General features: G+C 62.0%; 16 protein-coding genes and 1 tRNA gene. 9 read left to right on the top strand and 8 right to left on the bottom strand.

Annotated elements, in window-relative coordinates; all coding sequences use genetic code 11:
• Positions 1-13 precede the first annotated feature (13 nt).
• The 4 genes from ACZ5YV_RS05465 (at position 14) to ACZ5YV_RS05450 (ending at position 3,725) form a co-directional block, all read left to right on the top strand.
• Positions 14-883: an alpha/beta fold hydrolase gene (locus ACZ5YV_RS05465; protein WP_464788909.1), complete on the top strand. Its 870-nt coding sequence runs from the start codon at positions 14-16 to the stop codon at positions 881-883.
• Positions 876-2,015: a glycosyltransferase family 4 protein gene (locus ACZ5YV_RS05460; protein ID WP_464788908.1), complete on the top strand. Its 1,140-nt coding sequence runs from the start codon at positions 876-878 to the stop codon at positions 2,013-2,015. The genes ACZ5YV_RS05465 and ACZ5YV_RS05460 overlap by 8 nt, the downstream gene beginning before the upstream one ends.
• Before the next feature lie 94 nt (positions 2,016-2,109).
• Entirely contained in the window at positions 2,110-3,513 is a 1,404-nt protein-coding gene (locus ACZ5YV_RS05455; RefSeq protein WP_460987942.1) for an NAD(P)H-dependent flavin oxidoreductase, read from the top strand.
• Positions 3,513-3,725 (top strand): DUF2093 domain-containing protein, encoded by a 213-nt coding sequence (locus ACZ5YV_RS05450; protein WP_464788907.1) that lies wholly within the window; start codon positions 3,513-3,515, stop codon positions 3,723-3,725. The genes ACZ5YV_RS05455 and ACZ5YV_RS05450 overlap by 1 nt, the downstream gene beginning before the upstream one ends.
• 545 nt (positions 3,726-4,270) lie before the next feature.
• Here the strand turns inward: ACZ5YV_RS05450 and purU are convergent.
• The 3 genes from purU to ACZ5YV_RS05435 all read right to left on the bottom strand — a co-directional run bounded on the left by purU (position 4,271) and on the right by ACZ5YV_RS05435 (position 7,348).
• Complete coding sequence (purU, locus tag ACZ5YV_RS05445) at positions 4,271-5,137, bottom strand: formyltetrahydrofolate deformylase (protein WP_464788906.1); 867 nt, start codon at positions 5,135-5,137, stop codon at positions 4,271-4,273.
• Positions 5,138-5,208: 71 nt separating this feature from the next.
• Positions 5,209-6,228: a 2-oxoadipate dioxygenase/decarboxylase family protein gene (locus ACZ5YV_RS05440; RefSeq protein WP_464788905.1), complete on the bottom strand. Its 1,020-nt coding sequence runs from the start codon at positions 6,226-6,228 to the stop codon at positions 5,209-5,211.
• A gap of 73 nt (positions 6,229-6,301) precedes the next feature.
• Complete coding sequence (locus tag ACZ5YV_RS05435; RefSeq protein WP_464788904.1) at positions 6,302-7,348, bottom strand: SPOR domain-containing protein; 1,047 nt, start codon at positions 7,346-7,348, stop codon at positions 6,302-6,304.
• A 180-nt stretch (positions 7,349-7,528) separates the two neighbouring features.
• Here ACZ5YV_RS05435 and ACZ5YV_RS05430 point away from each other — a divergent pair, with 180 nt between their 5' ends.
• The 4 genes from ACZ5YV_RS05430 to ACZ5YV_RS05415 all read left to right on the top strand — a co-directional run bounded on the left by ACZ5YV_RS05430 (position 7,529) and on the right by ACZ5YV_RS05415 (position 11,240).
• Positions 7,529-8,251 carry an AAA family ATPase gene (locus ACZ5YV_RS05430; protein WP_449472118.1) on the top strand — a complete coding sequence of 241 codons (723 nt, stop codon included), beginning with the start codon at positions 7,529-7,531 and terminating at the stop codon, positions 8,249-8,251.
• A gap of 16 nt (positions 8,252-8,267) precedes the next feature.
• On the top strand, positions 8,268-8,786 hold the full coding sequence (locus ACZ5YV_RS05425) for a hypothetical protein (protein WP_464788903.1): 519 nt from the start codon (positions 8,268-8,270) through the stop codon (positions 8,784-8,786).
• 13 nt (positions 8,787-8,799) lie between these two features.
• Entirely contained in the window at positions 8,800-10,098 is a 1,299-nt protein-coding gene (locus ACZ5YV_RS05420; protein WP_464788902.1) for an SPOR domain-containing protein, read from the top strand.
• A gap of 198 nt (positions 10,099-10,296) precedes the next feature.
• Positions 10,297-11,240 (top strand): IS630 family transposase gene (locus ACZ5YV_RS05415; RefSeq protein ID WP_464786945.1). Its coding sequence is split into 2 segments (ribosomal slippage): positions 10,297-10,632 and positions 10,635-11,240, totalling 942 coding nucleotides; the frame shifts between segments, so codons are not numbered across the junction.
• Between the two features lie 250 nt (positions 11,241-11,490).
• On the opposite strand, the gene ACZ5YV_RS05410 is transcribed toward ACZ5YV_RS05415, so the two are convergent.
• From ACZ5YV_RS05410 to moaA, 3 genes are all read right to left on the bottom strand, one after another.
• A tRNA-Asn gene (locus ACZ5YV_RS05410) sits at positions 11,491-11,565 on the bottom strand.
• Positions 11,566-11,644: 79 nt separating this feature from the next.
• Positions 11,645-12,421 (bottom strand): NAD kinase, encoded by a 777-nt coding sequence (locus ACZ5YV_RS05405; protein ID WP_464788901.1) that lies wholly within the window; start codon positions 12,419-12,421, stop codon positions 11,645-11,647.
• Positions 12,418-13,431 (bottom strand): GTP 3',8-cyclase MoaA, encoded by a 1,014-nt coding sequence (gene moaA, locus ACZ5YV_RS05400; RefSeq protein ID WP_464788900.1) that lies wholly within the window; start codon positions 13,429-13,431, stop codon positions 12,418-12,420. The genes ACZ5YV_RS05405 and moaA overlap by 4 nt, the downstream gene beginning before the upstream one ends.
• Positions 13,432-13,552: 121 nt before the next feature.
• Here moaA and ACZ5YV_RS05395 point away from each other — a divergent pair, with 121 nt between their 5' ends.
• The gene (locus ACZ5YV_RS05395) at positions 13,553-15,571 is read left to right on the top strand and encodes a putative bifunctional diguanylate cyclase/phosphodiesterase (RefSeq protein WP_464788899.1); all 2,019 of its coding nucleotides are present in this window, start codon (positions 13,553-13,555) and stop codon (positions 15,569-15,571) included.
• 6 nt (positions 15,572-15,577) lie between these two features.
• Here the strand turns inward: ACZ5YV_RS05395 and ACZ5YV_RS05390 are convergent, their stop codons facing one another.
• Complete coding sequence (locus tag ACZ5YV_RS05390; RefSeq protein WP_464788898.1) at positions 15,578-16,261, bottom strand: TorF family putative porin; 684 nt, start codon at positions 16,259-16,261, stop codon at positions 15,578-15,580.
• 31 nt (positions 16,262-16,292) lie between these two features.
• A complete protein-coding gene (locus ACZ5YV_RS05385) occupies positions 16,293-16,703 on the bottom strand; it encodes a hypothetical protein (RefSeq protein WP_464788897.1) in 411 nt (136 codons plus the stop codon).
• Positions 16,704-16,717 lie beyond the last annotated feature (14 nt).

Here is a 16,717-nt window from a genome sequence, read left to right as displayed (position 1 = left end):
GGGCGCACGACCGTTGACCAGCTTCACCGACGGCTATTGGTGGTCTCCCGACGGCCTCCGGCTCCATTATCGCGATTATGGCGGCGGTGAAGATGGTCGCCCACCACTGCTCTGCCTGCCCGGCCTGACCCGCAACGCGCGCGATTTTGAACCCCTGGCCGATCGTCTGGCGGGTGATTGGCGCCTCATCTGCCCCGACATGCGTGGCCGGGCCGAAAGCGCGCAGGCCAAGGACCCGATGACCTATGTCCCGCTGACCTATTTGCAGGACATCAGCCGCCTTCTCGTCGATCTTGCCATCACCCGTTTCGTCGCCATCGGCACTTCGCTCGGCGGCCTCATCACCATGTTGATCGCCGCGACTCACCGCGAATGGCTGGCCGGTGCGCTCTTGAACGATGTCGGGCCAAAGCTCGAACAGGCGGGCCTGGACCGCATCCGCACCTATGTTGGCGTTGGCCAATCACATCAAAGCTGGGTCCAGGCCGCACGCGCCCTCGAAGAGGCGAACCGCGACATCTATCCCCGCTATGGCCTCGAACAATGGTTAGCCATGGCCAAGCGCCTGTACCGCCTCAACAGCGGAGGCCGCGTCGTGCTGGACTATGACATGCGCATAGCCGAACCCCTCCGCTTGGCCGGAGGAGAGGCCGGGGTCGACCTGTGGCCTGTAATGTCTTCCTTCCATGGCATTCCTTCATTGATTCTGCGCGGCGAACACTCCGACGTTATCAGCGCCTCAACAGCCGAACGCATGCTGTCAGATATTGGCTCGAGCGCTGAACTCGTGACCGTTCCCGACGTCGGCCACGCGCCCATTTTGGACGAGCTGGAAGCCGCCGCCGCCATCGACCGCCTACTCGCCCGAGTCCTACATGGCTGACACTCATCGGCGGCCGCCCCGCTTTCTTCATGTTCACGGCAGTTTTTCCCTCGGCGGCAAGGAAGCGCGTGCCGTCCGCCTGATGAACCTGTGGGGAAACCGCGCCAGCCATACGATCGTCAGCGCAGCGCCAGAAGCAATGGGCGCCCGATCGGCGATCGCGCCGGGAATAGATGTCAGCTTCCCCGATCCCCCGCAACTCACCGGCCGTCCCGGCCCCGGCCGCTTCCGGGCGCTGGGACGCTTCATGTCCAGCTTTGATCTCGTTCTTACCTATAATTGGGGCGCGATGGATGCCGTCATGGCCCATCGTTTCTGCTCATCCTTTCTACCGATGCCCCCGCTCATCCATCATGAGGATGGCTTCAACATCGAGGAGGCTGAGCGCCTCAGGACGGGGCGCAACCTCTACCGCCGACTGGCGCTCCAGCGCGCTCAGGCCGTCGTCGTGCCGTCCATCCGGCTCAATCAGATTGCCCGCGCGATGTGGCATCAGCCTGCGCGGAAAGTTCATTTGATCCGCAACGGGATCGACGTCGCACAATATCTTCAACCCGTTTCCGACGCCATTCCAGGGCTGGTGCGCTCACCGGGCAAGTTGCTTGTCGGCACGCTGGCCGGCTTGCGTCCGGTGAAGAATATCCCCCGTCTGGTCCGCGCCGTCGCGCCGCACCGTGATAAGCTGCAACTGGTAGTCATCGGAGAAGGGCCTGAGCGCGACTTGATCATGGCGGAAGCGGCGCGGCATGGGCTTGATGACATCTGCATGCCCGGGTTTCTGCCCAATCCTTCGCGTTTCATTGGCTTGCTCGACATCTTTGCGCTGTCCTCGGACAGTGAACAATTCCCCATTTCGCTGGTGGAAGCGATGGCCGCGCGCCTGCCGGTGGCGTCAACCGATGTCGGAGATGTCGCTCAGATGGTCGCGCCGGAAAACCAGCCATTCATCGCCTTTGATGAGGCGGCGCTGTCCGACGCGCTAGGACGGCTGGCAGCAAGCTCCGAGCTTCGCAACCGTCTGGGTGACGCGAACCTGCACCGGGCTCAACGCGATTTCGAAGAGGCCGCAATGGTGGATGCTTATGCGACGCTTTATGGACAGGTACTATCCAGCCCCCATATTTTGCGGTAGGGCGCGGCCGTAAATTCGTCATCAGTCGTGAAAGCTGCTATAGAGCGGCGCTTAGTCGACGGGTGACCCAGCAGCTGTTGCGCGGGAGATTAGGTTGTTCAAGGGTTTGAAGCCCATCATCTATGGTGGTCGTGAAGTATGGCCGCTGGTCGAGGGCGGGAAGGGCGTGGCCGTCTCCAATCACGCCAGTTCCGGTGCATGGGCCGCTGCGGGCGGCATCGGCACCGTGTCGGCCGTCAATGCCGACAGCTATGACAGCATGGGCAATGTCATTCCCCAGATCTACCACGGCCGAACCCGCCGCGATCGTCATGAAGAACTGATTGCCTATGCCGTCGATGGCGCGGTCGAACAGGTGAAGCGCGCTTTCGAAATCGCTGGTGGTAAGGGCGCGATCAACATCAACGTCCTCTGGGAAATGGGCGGTGCGCAGCGCGTGCTGCACGGCGTTCTGGAAAAGACCAGAGGCATGGTGGCAGGCGTCACTTGCGGCGCGGGCATGCCCTACAAGCTCAGCGAAATCGCGGCCTCTTATGGCGTGAGCTACCTCCCTATCGTCAGTTCGGGCCGTGCCTTTCGCGCCTTGTGGAAGCGCGCTTACTCAAAGGCTTCCGAATGGCTGGCGGCCGTGGTGTATGAGGACCCATGGCTGGCGGGCGGTCATAATGGCCTCTCCAATGCTGAAGACCCTCGGGAGCCTCAGGATCCCTATCCGCGCGTCAAGGCGCTTCGGGAAACCATGCGCGAAGGCGGCATATCCGACGAAGTGCCGATCGTCATGGCGGGCGGGGTCTGGCACCTCAAGGATTGGAACGACTGGATCGACAATCCGGAACTGGGCACCATCGCGTTCCAGTTCGGCACACGCCCGCTGCTGACGCAGGAAAGCCCCATTCCTCAGCTGTGGAAGGAACGCCTGACTCAGTTGGAACCCGGTGACGTGCTGCTTCATCGCTTTTCGCCGACCGGCTTCTACAGCTCGGCGATCCGTAACCCCTTCCTCCGCCAGCTCGAGGCGCGGTCGGAACGCCAGATTCCGTTCAGCACGGAACAGGCTGGCGACCACACGCATCAGCTTGATGCAGGCGTGAAGGGCAAGAATTTCTGGGTGACGCGCGGCGACCTGTTGCGCGCGCGCGAGTGGGTGGGGCAGGGCCTTACCTCCGCTCTCAAGACGCCCGACAACACGCTGGTATTCGTCACCGAAGAGGAAAGGGCGGAGATCCGCAAGGATCAGACCGACTGCATGGGCTGCCTCAGCCAGTGCGCATTCTCAAGCTGGATGGACAGTGAGACGAACTCCACCGGCCGTCTCGCCGATCCAAGGAGCTTCTGCATTCAGAAATCCTTGCAAGAAGCGGTGCATGGCGGGGACCTGGACAAGAACCTCCTGTTCGCCGGACATGGTGCTTACAAGTTCAAGCAGGATCCTTTCTATTCCAACGGTTTCGTGCCGACGGTGAAGCAGCTCGTAGACCGTATTTTGACGGGCGACTGATGGCGGAGATTCAGGGATTGGCGGTGTTGGAATATCACACGCCACATTTCGACATAGTGCGCCCGGGCCAGTTCGTCCTTTGTGCGGTTTCGGGCGCACGTATCGATCTTGACGACCTTAAATATTGGAGCGCCGAATTTCAGGAGGCCTATCGGGGTCCTGTTGAGGCGACCCAGTCGTTCCTGCGTCATCGCGGCTTAGTCAACGCCTGATCGGCGCTGCACTTTTTGTTCCCTTTCCTGGTTTGATGCGTTATCCTGTCCACGCAGGCGACAAAGATCGCCGCGTGCGGAAGGATGTCGGCGATGTCGCGAATTGATATCTATGGCGATCGGATATGTGTCGTCACCAGCTTCCTCATTGTGGGCTGGTTTATTTACGACATTCTATTTTGATCGAACCTGGGCAACGGCGGCAAGCGTAAGCGACTGCCGTTAAAGCAAAACTATGTTTCCTTTCAAAAGCGGCATTGTAGAAAGGCCTCGAGCTTAAGGCTCCGCGGCTTTTGAAGGATGACAGCTTGCTCCGCGTCAACAACGGCTAAAGCGCACGGCCCCCATGCGACCACGCAAGGTTTCGTGTTCCTCCGCTTAAGGAGAAGACGATGAGCCCTCGACCCATTCTTGCACGCCGCAAACGCCCTCGGGACACAGGGCGTGACATCTACATTCCACACTCGTCCTGGTCGCGGAAGCCCAGAGCCGCTGCTGATGCCGTGATCGCGCCCGAAGACTTTTGGGCGAAACTCGGCATCTGATCAGCGGAAAACGACGGTCTTGCCCCCATTCAGGAGCACCCGGCGGTCAGCGATCCAGCCGACCGCCCGCGCCAGAACCTGCGCCTCGATGTCGCGGCCGATGCGGATCATGTCTTCGGCCGTGGCACGATGGTCGACGCGCTCCACGGCTTGCTCGATGATCGGCCCTTCATCGAGGTCGGCGGTCACGAAATGCGCCGTCGCGCCGATCAGTTTGACGCCGCGCTCATGCGCTCGGTGGTAGGGCCGCGCGCCCTTGAACCCTGGCAGGAAGCTGTGATGGATGTTGACGCAACGTCCTTCGAGCTGTTCCACAAGCTTTTCGGACAACACCTGCATATAGCGTGCGAGGATCAGATAATCCGATCGTGATCGGCTGAAAACATCCAGCAAAGCCGCTTCTTGCGTCGCCTTATCCCCGTTGGGCGGAAGCTCATGGTAGGGGATGCCATGCCATTCGGTAATCCGGCGCATATCGGGATGGTTCGACACCACTCCCATGATGTCGATGGCCAACGTCCCTGTCTGCCAACGGTGCAGGAGGTCGGCAAGACAGTGCGAGCCCTTGGAAACGGCGAGCAGCATGCGCGGCTTTTCCTGCGCGGCGGTGATACGCCAGTCCATGCCGAAGCGCGCGCCTACAGCATCGAACTCGCCTTGCAGTTGCTCCGTATCCGCGATCCGGCCATCGGTCGCCTCAAAGGCCACCCGCATGAAGAAGCGCCCTGCTTCCCTGTCGGCATATTGCTGGCTGTCCGTGATGAAGCACCCGCGTTCCGCCAGGAACTGGCTGACCGCTGCAACGATTCCCACACGGTCGGAGCAGACAAGCGTCAGCACCCATGATGGGATAACCGGATTGTTCAAAGGGAGCCTCCGCGAATGATCGGGAAAGCCGTTGCCTTATGCCGCTCCCATGATCAAGCCGTTAAAGGAACTCAACCATTGGCGCTGGTCATCGCGAAAATTCCGGTCGCGTTCCCCGCGTCGAATGACAGGTCCAGCATCCCGCTTGCGGGATCGACATCCCGGCTGATGAATTCGTAGAAAGAACCAGGGACTTGCCGCACTTTGTTTCCGGCAAATAACCGTTCGACCGGGTCCGCGCGAAGGGCGGTCTGCTTCACGCGGCCATTGCGGGAAATTTCAACCTCATCCTTGATCGGCCAACCTTCAGCTTTCAGCCGCTGGGCCAAGGCCGCTACATCCGACACCCGGTCGGTGGCATGGTTGAAGGCGTTACCCTCCGTCGCGATCCATGCGGCTTCAGGCGACCGCGATAGCAACAGCTCATAATCTTCCAACGTGGCAGGATCGTGCTGCCGATCGAAGGCAGACACCAGAACCAGCAAGGCCGTCCGCGCATGCTCAAAGGGGACAAGCTGTCCCGCTTCATAGGCGCCCAATACTGCCAGCGTTTCCGGATCGAGCGGATCACGCGACGTGCCAAAAACGCGCGCCGCAACTGTACCAAACTCGGCATCAAATCGATCGACATGCAGTTCCGAGACGAAGAATTGAGGAATGTCCTGGCGAGCGTCGGCATGAGCATAGCCGCGGCCGGTCATCTTCAGCCGGTCCAGGGGATAAACCCCAGCCAGCGTGTAGCCCAATGGCCTTAAGATACGCGTGAAGGCGTCTTCCCCGGCGGGCAAAGCTCCCGTGGGGCCTTGGGGCAGGCGGATCGTCCGCAGTGCTCCATGATCGAACACCACCTTGCCGCCGCTGGCCAGCCTGTCAGCCACATAAGCAGAGCCGCTCGGAACCCGTTGCAGTAGGCCGTGAAACAGAATGACGTTCAAGGCCATGGCAAGCGCTGCTCGAGAGACATAGGGGTCGGTTTCCGCCAGCAAAGGCGGTGCGATCGTAAGCGCCGCAAGCGCTTGCTCCGCAGCACTATCGCCCAGCGTGGCCCTGACCAGCGCTGTCACATTTCCCTGCTCGCTATCGACGGCCATGGCGCGCTCCATATCGGATATGGCCGTTATCGCGCGCTGATCCCTGACTTCCAAGAGCCAGTATTACGCCTCGTCACATTTTACGGGGCATGCAGTCGGCACCAGCAGCCTTGATGGCACTGCAAAGCCGAGACGCTTCCGCGTTGTTCGCCAACGGCCCAGCCTGCAACTTGGTCATGGCGCCGCCTTTCACCAGAAAAAGCTGATAGGCCGACAGACCAGCCACTTTACCGCGCAGACTGGTCCAAAGCGCGCGCGCGCGGGCCTCTTCGCTAAATGCGCCCAGTTGTACGCGCCAAGGTCCGCTGGCAGCTACCTGGGGCTCTGGCGTCTTGTTGGCCTTCGCCTTTTCAGCAACTGGTTTGGGCGTTTGGGCGGCGGCTAAGGCGGCCTTGGGTGCTTCAGATTTCGGCTTCGGCAATGACTTGGCGGGCGCGGGCTTTTCCGGAGCGCGCGCAGGTCGCAGATCGGCGCTCGCCATCGACGGCGCTTCTTCGCGCAGAATGGGCATGGTGGACAATCGGCCATTGGCTTCCGCCAGCGCCGCTACCTCGTTCTGGCCCATCTCCCGCGCCAGCGCCAGCCCCTGCTGACGTTGATCATCAGGGATATATTTATCCATCTGCTTCAGGCTGGCCGTCGCCTGCGCCAGCCCCGCCGCCGACGCCCGGCTCATCAGGGCATAGGCGCGGGACCAGTTCTTGGTCGCCAGATCTCCGTTAAAAAGGGCGGTGCCAACGATATATTGGGCGCGCGGTTCGCCGCGGGCCGCTGATCGCTGAAGATAGGGAAGGGCGCTAGCCCGCTCCCCTTGCTGAAACATCAGCAGCCCAAGATTGTCCTCTGCCCGGACGTGCCCCTGCGCTGCGGCCTTCCGATACCAATCAAGCGCGACGGCCATGTCGGCTTTGACACCGCGTCCAAGCTTGTTCGCCTGGCCCATATTGAATTGCGCATCGGGATCGCCTGCCTGCGCAAGCGGCCGCCAGACGCTGACGGCTTTTTCATAATCACCCTGCTGCCAGGCATCGACCCCGGCTTTTACATCGGCAAGGGCAGGCGGCGCCAGACTCAGCATCGTTGCGGCGGCCAAGATGCCCCAGATGTACTTCATGTGCATGTGCTCCTAAAAGAACAGCGTAGCCCCCGCCTATGAGCTAACAAGGTTAACGCTCTCTTAGCATTAGGAGGAGCATTCTTCATATCATGCTTCCTTTCAAAGGATGCGCCGAAGTTAACCAATTTTTAGGTGCCCCCGTGGCAGTCCAACAGGCAATTGGATTTTCTGGGGGAAACGCGCGTGCGCATACTCGCATTGGCATCGCAAAAAGGCGGATCGGGGAAGACCACCTTGTCTGGTCACTTGGCCGTTCAGGCGCAAAGGGCAGGCGCTGGCCCGGTGGTTCTGATCGACATCGATCCCCAAGGGTCCCTTGCCGATTGGTGGAATGAACGAGAGGCTGAATTTCCCGCCTTCGCCCAGACGACGGTCGCTCGTCTCGCGGCCGATCTTGAAATTCTGCGTCAGCAGGGCTTCAAACTTGCCGTCATCGATACGCCCCCGGCGATCACCATGGCTATTCAAAGCGTCATTTCCGTGGCCGAACTGATCGTGGTGCCGACCCGTCCAAGTCCTCATGACCTGCGCGCTGTTGGTGCGACGGTGGACCTGTGCGAACGGGCAGGCAAGCCGCTGATCTTCGTGGTCAACGCCGCGACGCCCAAGGCGCGGATCACGTCGGAAGCTGCCGTGGCGCTCTCCCAGCATGGCACTGTCGCGCCCGTGACGCTGCATCACCGCACCGATTTCGCCGCATCGATGATCGACGGCCGCACGGTGATGGAGGTTGATCCCAACGGCCGTTCGGCGGGCGAGGTCACGCAATTGTGGACCTATGTTTCCGATCGCCTGGAAAAGAATTTCCGTCGCACGGTCTTTTCGGTGCCCAACGGCACGGCGGGCACCAGCGGTGCGGTTCGTCCAGCGACCGGTGGCTTCGGCCGCCGCGTCGTGGGTCAGTAAAGGGAGGGAAGACATCATGGCCGAACCCAAGCCACTCGCTTCGCTGACCTCCGGACTTCTCGCCCGCAAGGGCGCTGCTCAACCCGCCATGCGCCGCCCCATCATGGGCTTTGGCCATCAGGCAACGGCAGCGCTGCTGCAGGATGATCTGGGCTGGAACGACATGGGCTTCGACGTGACCGAGCCTGAGCCGGTGCCTGCCGAGCCTCGCGCCGTTGTCGGGCTTACCCCGATGACGCTGCCGCCGGTAGCCGCGCCCATCCCTTCCGTCGTTGTCGAACGAGAGGAATTGGCCGAGCGCATGGAAGAAGCGGTCAAGACGATCGCCCCCGCCATCCGTTCCGGAAGCAAGGGCCGCAAGGCCGCCTTCACGCTGAGGCTGGACGCGGATCGTCATTTGAAGCTGCGCCTTGCTAGCGCCGTCGCGGGCCGTTCTGCCCAACAGATGGTGACCGAAGCACTCGATATTTTCCTCTCCAGCCTGCCGGAAATCGACCGGCTCGCGCAGCAACTGCCGCGCGACGAAGCAGAGTAAGAAGGATCAAGCCATGAAGCGCAGCGCTCTTTCCAAGGCGGCACTTTCGTCACTGATCGTCGGGACCACGATGGTCGGCTGCACCGGCGCAGCATTCCGTCCGTCCGCTATCGCAGCGGCCAAGGAGGATTCCAGCCGTGTGACAGCAGCCATCGATAAGGCGTTGATCAGCCGGGATGGCGTTCGCGCAGTCGCGGCGGCAGAGGCAGCGGTCCAAGCTGCTCCGCAAGACGCCAATTATAGGCAGCTGCTGGGTCGCGCCTATATTGCGAGCGGCCGTCTCATCTCCGCCGAAACCGCGCTCAGCGACGCCATGACCCTTGGCAATCGCGATCCCCGCACCATCGTCAGCCTCGCCCTGGTAAAGGTCGCGCTTGGGAAGAATGACGCTGCGCGCGAGCTGCTCGCAACCAATTCAGACGTCGTTCCCGCGAGCGACTACGGGCTCGCTATGGCAATGGCGGGCGACGCAGCGGAGGGTGTTCGCATCCTGTCCGAAGCCATCCACGATCCGTCGGCCACAGCGCGCACGCGCCAAAATCTCGCCTATGCCTATGCGCTGGCGGGACGGTGGAAGGACGCGCGCGTGATGGCAGGCCTCGACCTTGAACCGCTCGCCGCCAACCAGCGGATCGCCCAGTGGGCGCAGACCGCCGCTCCCGATTTCGCGCAGCAGCGCATTGCCGGTCTGATGGGTATTGCCGTCGATGGCAGTGACGCGGGCCAGCCCGTTGCGCTCGCCCTCACGACCGAAGCCGCGCCCGTTCAGATGGCAGAGGCAAGTGCTGTCGAAACGCCGACCGCTTCCGTTGCCGAGGAGGTTGCCCCCGAAGCGACGAAGCAGGAACCAGTTCAGCAGACGGTCGCCTTCACGCCTTATGTCGCCCCCGCGACGCCCTTGAAAGTATCCCATGCTCCGGTAAAGGCGGCAGGGCTTCGCCAGCAGGCAGCCGCTCGCGCTCCGCTCGCGGCTCGCCCGGCGCTTCGTTTCGATGGCAATGGGAACAGCCCGTGGGTCGTTCAACTTGGCGCCTATTCAAACGCTGCGATCGCCAAGGAGAAATGGTACGATATCGCCCGCCGGAACAGCGCGATAGCCGCTTTGCCGGTCCTCACCAGCCAGATTACCGTGAACGGCGTCAGCTATGCTCGCCTCGCGGTCAGCGGCTTTGACGATCGCGGGGAAGCGACTGCGCTATGCCGCGCAATCCGCGCTCGACGTGGCCAATGCTTCGTTCGGGAAAAGGCCCCCGGCGCGGAGCCGCAGCGCTGGGCGCTGGCATCCAAGCCGCGTCAGTTCGCATCGCGCTGACCTAAAGCATCGTGCGCAAAAGTGGGAACCGGTTTCGCGCTTAAAACGATGCGATAACAAAAAAACTAGGGCGCGCGACCTGCGTCCGATTAAACGCAGCGCGCTCTAGAGTCTTTCCGATGTTGAATGAATCGTTGGGGATTTCCAGACGGTTGGAAGTGTGATTCAAGGTGGCCACTGGTGAGGAGGCCAGCATGGATGAGGCCATTATCACAGGATTTGCGGGTTCGGTTTTGTCGGGCTCTGGATCGAGGCATGTCGGCGCGGGGGGCTGCGCGGTTGCTGGAGGTGAGCCCGGCCACGGGGGTTCGCTGGGCGCAGTCATGGCGAACGCGCGGGTCTGTTGAGCCGGGCAAGGTCGGCGGTCACATGCTCCCGTTGCTGGCGCGTGAGCGCGAGTGGTTGCTTGCGCGGATCGAGCAGAAGAAGGACCTGACGCTGCACGAGTTGCTGGCCCAGCTGCGTGAAGAGCGTGGTGTGGTGGTCTGCTGCGACACGCTGTGGCGGTTCATGGGCCGCTTGGGCAAGACGTTTAAAAAAAGACGCTCTTCGCCAAGGAACAGGACCGGCCCGACGTCATCCGACGCCGCAACCGCTGGCGCTGGGTCCAGCGCTGGGTAGATCCCAAGCGCATGGTCTTCATCGACGAGACCTGGGCGAAGACCAACATGACCCGCACCCATGGCTGGCATCACCGGGGCGAGCCGCTGATCGACAAGGTGCCGCATGGCCACTGGAAGACGCTGACCTTCATCGCTGGCCTCAGGCATGATGGCATCGTGGCCCCTTGCGTCCTCGATGGCCCGATAAACGGCGAGAGCTTCACCGCGTGGGTCGAGCAGTTCCTGATCCCCGCGCTGGAACCCGGCAGCATCATCGTGGTCGACAATCTCGGCAGCCACAAAGGCAGCCGCGTGCGCAAATTGCTCAAGGCGGCGGGCATCAGGCTGTTCTTCCTGCCGCCCTACTCGCCCGACCTGAACCCCATCGAGGAGATGTTCTCCAAGCTCAAGCGTCTGCTCCGCAAGGCCAACGAACGCACCGTCGAGGCAACATGGCGACGCATCGGAAAACTGCTCGACCACTTCCCGCCCGCAGAATGCGCCAATTACATCCGTGGAGCCGGATATGCCTCAATCTAAGTCAGAAAGACTCTAAAGTCTTTCAGATCGATGACCTCATCCCCTCATGAGGATGGGGTTTGTCATGTTTACGCTCTTTCGAGACGGTGAGCAGCGTCGCTTCGGCAGCAAGCAATTCATCTCTACAGTCTCTACGTAAGAAGCGACGCAGCGATATTCCGGCAAGCGAATATGCGTAGGCCTTGTCCGCCCGCTCGGACGAATTCCATTATATTCCGCAATTTTCTGGAGCCGCCCAAGTGGACGAAATTGGCTCCCCGAGTAGGATTCGAACCTACGGCCATTCGATTAACAGTCGAATGCTCTACCGCTGAGCTATCGGGGAGCAGCCCGGCTCTCGCTGGGCAGGCCGCGCCTATAGCAGCGAGATTCTTCGGATGGCAAGGACAGAATTGCGAATTTTTTCAGGCGATGAATTGTTCCGCTGCGATCCGGTCATCCAACGTATGTTCCGGGTCGAAAAGGAGGGTGAGCGGCGTCCCTCGATCGATCTGCACCTCCACCTCGGCGACGTCACGGACTTCGCGCTGATCCGCGACCGCGCTGACGGGGCGCTTTACTGGATCAAGCACGGTGAAACGGATCGCCGTGCTTTCAGGCAGGATCGCCCCCCGCCAGCGGCGGGGACGAAAGGGGCTGATCGGCGTCAACGCAACCAAGCCCGAACCCAGCGGCAGGATAGGACCGTGCGCGGACAGATTATAGGCCGTAGAGCCAGCAGGCGTTGCGACCAGCACGCCGTCGCATACGAGTTCCGTCAGCGCTGTCCGACCGTTCACATGGACTTCCAGCTTCGCTGTCTGGCGCGTCTCGCGCAGCAGCGACACTTCGTTGATGGCGGGAATCGAAAAGCGTTCGCCATCAACGGTATCCACCGTCATGCGCAGCGGATTGACCTTGAAAGGCTTGGCCGTCTCGATCCGCTGCTCCAGCCGTTCCAGGCGCCACTCGTTCATCAGGAAGCCGACAGTGCCTAGGTTCATTCCGAACACAGGCATGATCCGGCGGTTCTCCAGCATGGAGTGAAGCGTTTGCAGCATGAACCCGTCGCCACCCAGTGCGATGATCATGTTCGCCTGCTCGACAGGAACGAACTCATAGGCGGCGCGAAGCCGTTCCTCGGCGGCCTTGGCGGCTTGGGTGGGGGACGCGAGCAGAGCGCGGCGCGGCTCTTCGGTCATCCGCCCGTCACGCTCATGTGGCGGCTAACCGCCGCAGCAGGTGCATCGCCTCCGATGCGAAAATCATGCTTGGCAGGCTTTAACCGCAGTGCACGGTCGATCAGTGGTTCGACCGCGCTGACGCCACCTTCACGGAAGGCGGTCTTAAGGTCGACATGATCCTCATGTCCCAGGCACATGAATATCTTCCCTTCGCAGGTCATGCGCATACGGTTGCAATCTGAACAGAAATTGTTGGTCAGGGGCGTGATAAGCCCCAATTTAACACGCATCCCGTCAACCGCATGATAGCGCGAAGGCCCGCCCGTGCGATGCGCGATCGGCCGCAGTTCATGCTGCTGCCGCAGTTTTTCCACGACTTCCGTCAGCGGCAGATAATGATCAGTGCGATCCTCACCCGTCTCGCCCAGCGGCATCGTCTCGATCAATGTCAGGTCAAATCCCTGCTGGTGGCACCATTGGAGCATGGGCAGGATTTCATCATCATTGACGCCCTTCAGCGCCACCATGTTGATCTTGACCGCGAGACCCGCCGCCTTCGCCGCCGCCAGCCCCTCAAGAACCGGCCGGATGTCCCCATTGCGCGTGACATGGGCGAACCGCTGGGGATCGCGGCTGTCGAGGCTGACATTGATCCGCCGCACGCCCGCGTCGAAAAGCGCCTCCGCATGCTGGGCCAGCCGCGTGCCATTGGTGGTCAACGTCAGTTCGTCGAGACCCTCGCCCAAATGGCGTCCAATGCGCCGCACCAGGTCGATAATGTCCCGTCTGACCAGCGGTTCGCCGCCAGTCAGCCGAATCTTGCGAACGCCCCGGGCGATGAAGAGGTCGGCAAGCAGCGCGATCTCCTCCAGCGTCAGCACCTGATCCTTGGGCAGGAAGGTCATGCGCTCCGCCATGCAATAGCGGCAGCGCAGGTCGCACCGATCCGTGACCGAAATCCGCAAATAGCTGATCCGGCGGCCCAACGCATCGGTCATGGCCGTGCGCCCAAGATCGGGCTTGTTCATGCTCGACTAGCTAGGCCATGGGAAAGTCCGGTGCAAGCACTGCCGGTTGCAGGAGCGTGAACGGGTCGCTAACGCCTGTCTGCTATATGCCCGCCATGCGCTGTACCCCGGGAGTTTTGATGTGAGCGGTGAATCCGCACTGCATGGACAGCGCAGCCTTTTCATTTTGTCGCCCGGTGACAGGGATGGTTTGTCGCGCGCGGCTAGTCTGGCTGGCTGGCGTGCCATCGCGGCCCGGCGCACGAAGGATGCGCCGCAACGGTTCCTGCATAGCGATGCGCAGATCGCCCTTGTCGACATGCGCGATGCGGCGGACGGAGCCAGCGGCCTCGTCGATGCCTTTTCCCCGGCCGTAGAGGCGGGCGGTGGAGCGCTCATTGCCCTGATCGACGCGCAGGCGCTGGGGTCTGTTACGGCGCTGCTGGAAGCGGGGGCGACCCATTTTCTCGTCGCTCCATTTTCATCCGATCAACTGCGGGCGACGCTCGCTTCGGCCCAGCGCCTCGTGGACCGCCTGGGTGGGGGTACGCTGCCCAGCCAGCGCGCCCAGCGCATACGCCGTGGCGACGCGCTATTCTGGGAATTGGAGCGGGGAGGGCAATCCCTGCGTCTCAGTGACAATCTCGCCCGGCACCTCAACCTCGATCGCCAGACGATAAGTCCGGCCCAGTTTGCTCGCTGCCTACCCCGTGCGGAACGGCGGTCGGTTATTGCGGGTCTGCGGGGCATGATGCGATCAGGCCGACCAGAATCCTTTGCCCATGCGGCGCCGGGGCGACCGGGTGACCGGCTCGTACATCATTTACGCCTGATCGATGGCGTCGTGGCTGCCGATGTCGAGTGGTTGTCCGATACGCATGGGGACGACGCGACCGGCCGGGACGACCTGACCGGCCTTCGTTCGCGACAGGCAGCGCTTGAGTGGTTGGAAAAGCGTTCCGGTCTTGCGACAACGATCCTCCTGCTCTCGATCAGCCAGTTCGACCGCATGAATGCCGCCTATGGTCAGGTGGTCGGTGACGCCCTGCTTGGCCGGATTGCAAGGAGGATCGAGCGGATGGCGGCAGACGCAGCGCCCGGCGCGATCGTGGCCCGCATCGCCGGGACCGAATTTCTCGTCGGCCTAACAGGCGAGGCAGCTGCGAGCGACCGCGCAACCTTCCTCGCGCGTCAGTTGATCGGCGTCATCGTCCGGCCCTTCAGCGCGGGCGACCACCTAATCCGCCTGACGGCCCGCTGCGGCATCGCCCAATCGCGAGCAGACGATGATGCAACCCGGCTGCTTCGGCGGGCGGGAACCGCTCTGGCAGACGCGCGGGCAGGGGGCGGAGAGGGTATCCGCATCTTCTCGGCCGAAAAGCGCAGCCGACAGGTCGATGCCGACCAGCTGGAAACCGACCTGCGCCTTGCGCTGCATCGGGGAGAAATCGGCATCGTCTTCCAGCCGCAATATCCGGTGGGTGGCGATCACATGACGGGGGTGGAGGCGCTCGCCCGTTGGAACCATCCTCAATATGGCCCCCTTGGCGCGGGCATGCTTTTCGCGACCGCCGAACGATCCGACTATATGCTTCCACTTTCGGCCCACATCCAGGCGGAAGCCTTGCGTCAGGCAGCGGCATGGCCCCGGACCCTCTCGCACCTTCGCCTGTCGATCAACGTGACCGCCGCCGACATCGCGCAGCCGGGCTTCATGTCGCAGCTCCTCAACCTCGTTGACGAAAGCGGCTTTCCCCGTTCACGCCTGACGGTTGAGATCACCGAAAGCGGCCTTATCGAAAATATCGCTGCGGCCACCGCGCTTCTCACCGCTCTTCGCGCGGAGGGGCTGGCGGTGGCGGTCGATGATTTCGGCACCGGCTATTCCAGCCTTGCCTATTTGAAGAGCCTCCCCCTCGACTATCTCAAGATCGATAGCGGTCTGGCCCAGGACATCGCTGGGACTGCCCGCGACCGGATCGTGGTCCGGGGCGTCATTCACATGGCCAAGTCCCTTGGTATGAGCGTCATTGCCGAGGGGGTCGAGACACAGCAGCAACTCGATCTGCTGGCGCGCGAAGGTTGTGATTATTATCAGGGCTTTCTGCGATCCGCCGGGATATCCTCCGCCGAACTGGCCGCGATGGCGTTAAAGGGCTGAGGCCTCCTAAAAAACGATTCCTGCCCGGCCGATTAACGTTGCTCCCGAGTGGTGCGCCTGATCATCGATGCTGCTGTTCGCATAACGCACGCCCGCAAACCATTGTCGCTTCAGATAATCGATGCTGATCCCATGGTCCCAATATGTGCCATCAGGCCGCAGGCGGGTCGAATCGACCACATCTCGGGTCCGACCGCTCGAACGACCGACATGCGCCGAAACGGTGAACGGCGTGCCGGGGATGCCAGCGGACGCCGAAGCCGAGAGGTAAAGATTATCTCCGCCAATCGAACCTTGCCGGGGTGCATAGCTGGCGTTGATGTCGATATTTGCCGGGCCGATCAGAAAGCCTGCGCCAGCGCCAACCTCGCCATATCCCTGTCCCGACGCGCCGGGAAACAGATGATATACCCCTCTCGCAGAAAGCCGCCACGCGCCCATCTGCCGGGCATAAGATGTGCCAAGGTCCACCACGGCATCTGCGCCGCCGTGACGGCTACTGTTCCACAAGGACGTCGCTGCGGCATCGAAGCTCAATCCCTCCGTCGCCTGTACGGCGATTGTCCCTCGCACAACCGGGTCGCCATCGCTCCAGCTCAACCCCCGCCGACGTTCATCGCTTGTGGCCTCGGCGGTTGCCGAAAACCGGTCGGCATATTGCGCCAAGGCGGGGGAAGAGGTGGCGGCCATTATCATTGCCGCCGCCGCCACCAAGCGTGCGTCAGTTTGAGGCAAGATTGCGAACCGCATCCAGCTCGGCCATCAACGGCGCGCGATCCTTCTCGGCCACCGCGACCAGATGTTCACGGATCGCCGCGTCATGCTGTGCCATATTGCGTTCACCCGACTTGCGGCCGGCGGTACATGCCCCATGTTCGCTGCCGGAAAAGCGCTTGTCATGCGAAACCGTGCGGGCCAGCGCCGGACTATGATTGAGCGCGCGGTCCACTATGACCGTCGCGGTCCATTGGCACCGTTGCATATCCACGCGGTTGGGTGTTTTCGCACCGACCGTCCTGGTAACGAACTCGACGCGAGCCGAGTAGGTGGCTTGCACCGGCGTTCCGCCATGGTCGATCTGCACGCTGTGCGTGGCGGCGACAGCCGCCATCGCTACGAAGGTCGAAATCATGTCAATCTCCTGCT

It is taken from the genome of Sphingobium sp. TomTYG46 (assembly GCF_055396345.1).
Note: the sequence above shows the minus strand (reverse complement) of the source record. Positions and strands in the feature narration are given on the sequence as shown.

Coding starts and splice junctions, on each gene's coding strand:
- ACZ5YV_RS05460 (WP_464788908.1), top strand. CDS start 876: ATGGCTGACACTCATCGGCGGCCGCCCCGCTTTCTTCATGTTCACGGC.
- ACZ5YV_RS05450 (WP_464788907.1), top strand. CDS start 3,513: ATGGCGGAGATTCAGGGATTGGCGGTGTTGGAATATCACACGCCACAT.
- ACZ5YV_RS05440 (WP_464788905.1), bottom strand. CDS start 6,228: ATGGCCGTCGATAGCGAGCAGGGAAATGTGACAGCGCTGGTCAGGGCC.
- ACZ5YV_RS05435 (WP_464788904.1), bottom strand. CDS start 7,348: ATGCACATGAAGTACATCTGGGGCATCTTGGCCGCCGCAACGATGCTG.
- ACZ5YV_RS05425 (WP_464788903.1), top strand. CDS start 8,268: ATGGCCGAACCCAAGCCACTCGCTTCGCTGACCTCCGGACTTCTCGCC.
- ACZ5YV_RS05420 (WP_464788902.1), top strand. CDS start 8,800: ATGAAGCGCAGCGCTCTTTCCAAGGCGGCACTTTCGTCACTGATCGTC.
- ACZ5YV_RS05405 (WP_464788901.1), bottom strand. CDS start 12,421: ATGACCGAAGAGCCGCGCCGCGCTCTGCTCGCGTCCCCCACCCAAGCC.
- moaA (WP_464788900.1), bottom strand. CDS start 13,431: ATGAACAAGCCCGATCTTGGGCGCACGGCCATGACCGATGCGTTGGGC.
- ACZ5YV_RS05390 (WP_464788898.1), bottom strand. CDS start 16,261: ATGGCCGCCACCTCTTCCCCCGCCTTGGCGCAATATGCCGACCGGTTT.
- ACZ5YV_RS05385 (WP_464788897.1), bottom strand. CDS start 16,703: ATGATTTCGACCTTCGTAGCGATGGCGGCTGTCGCCGCCACGCACAGC.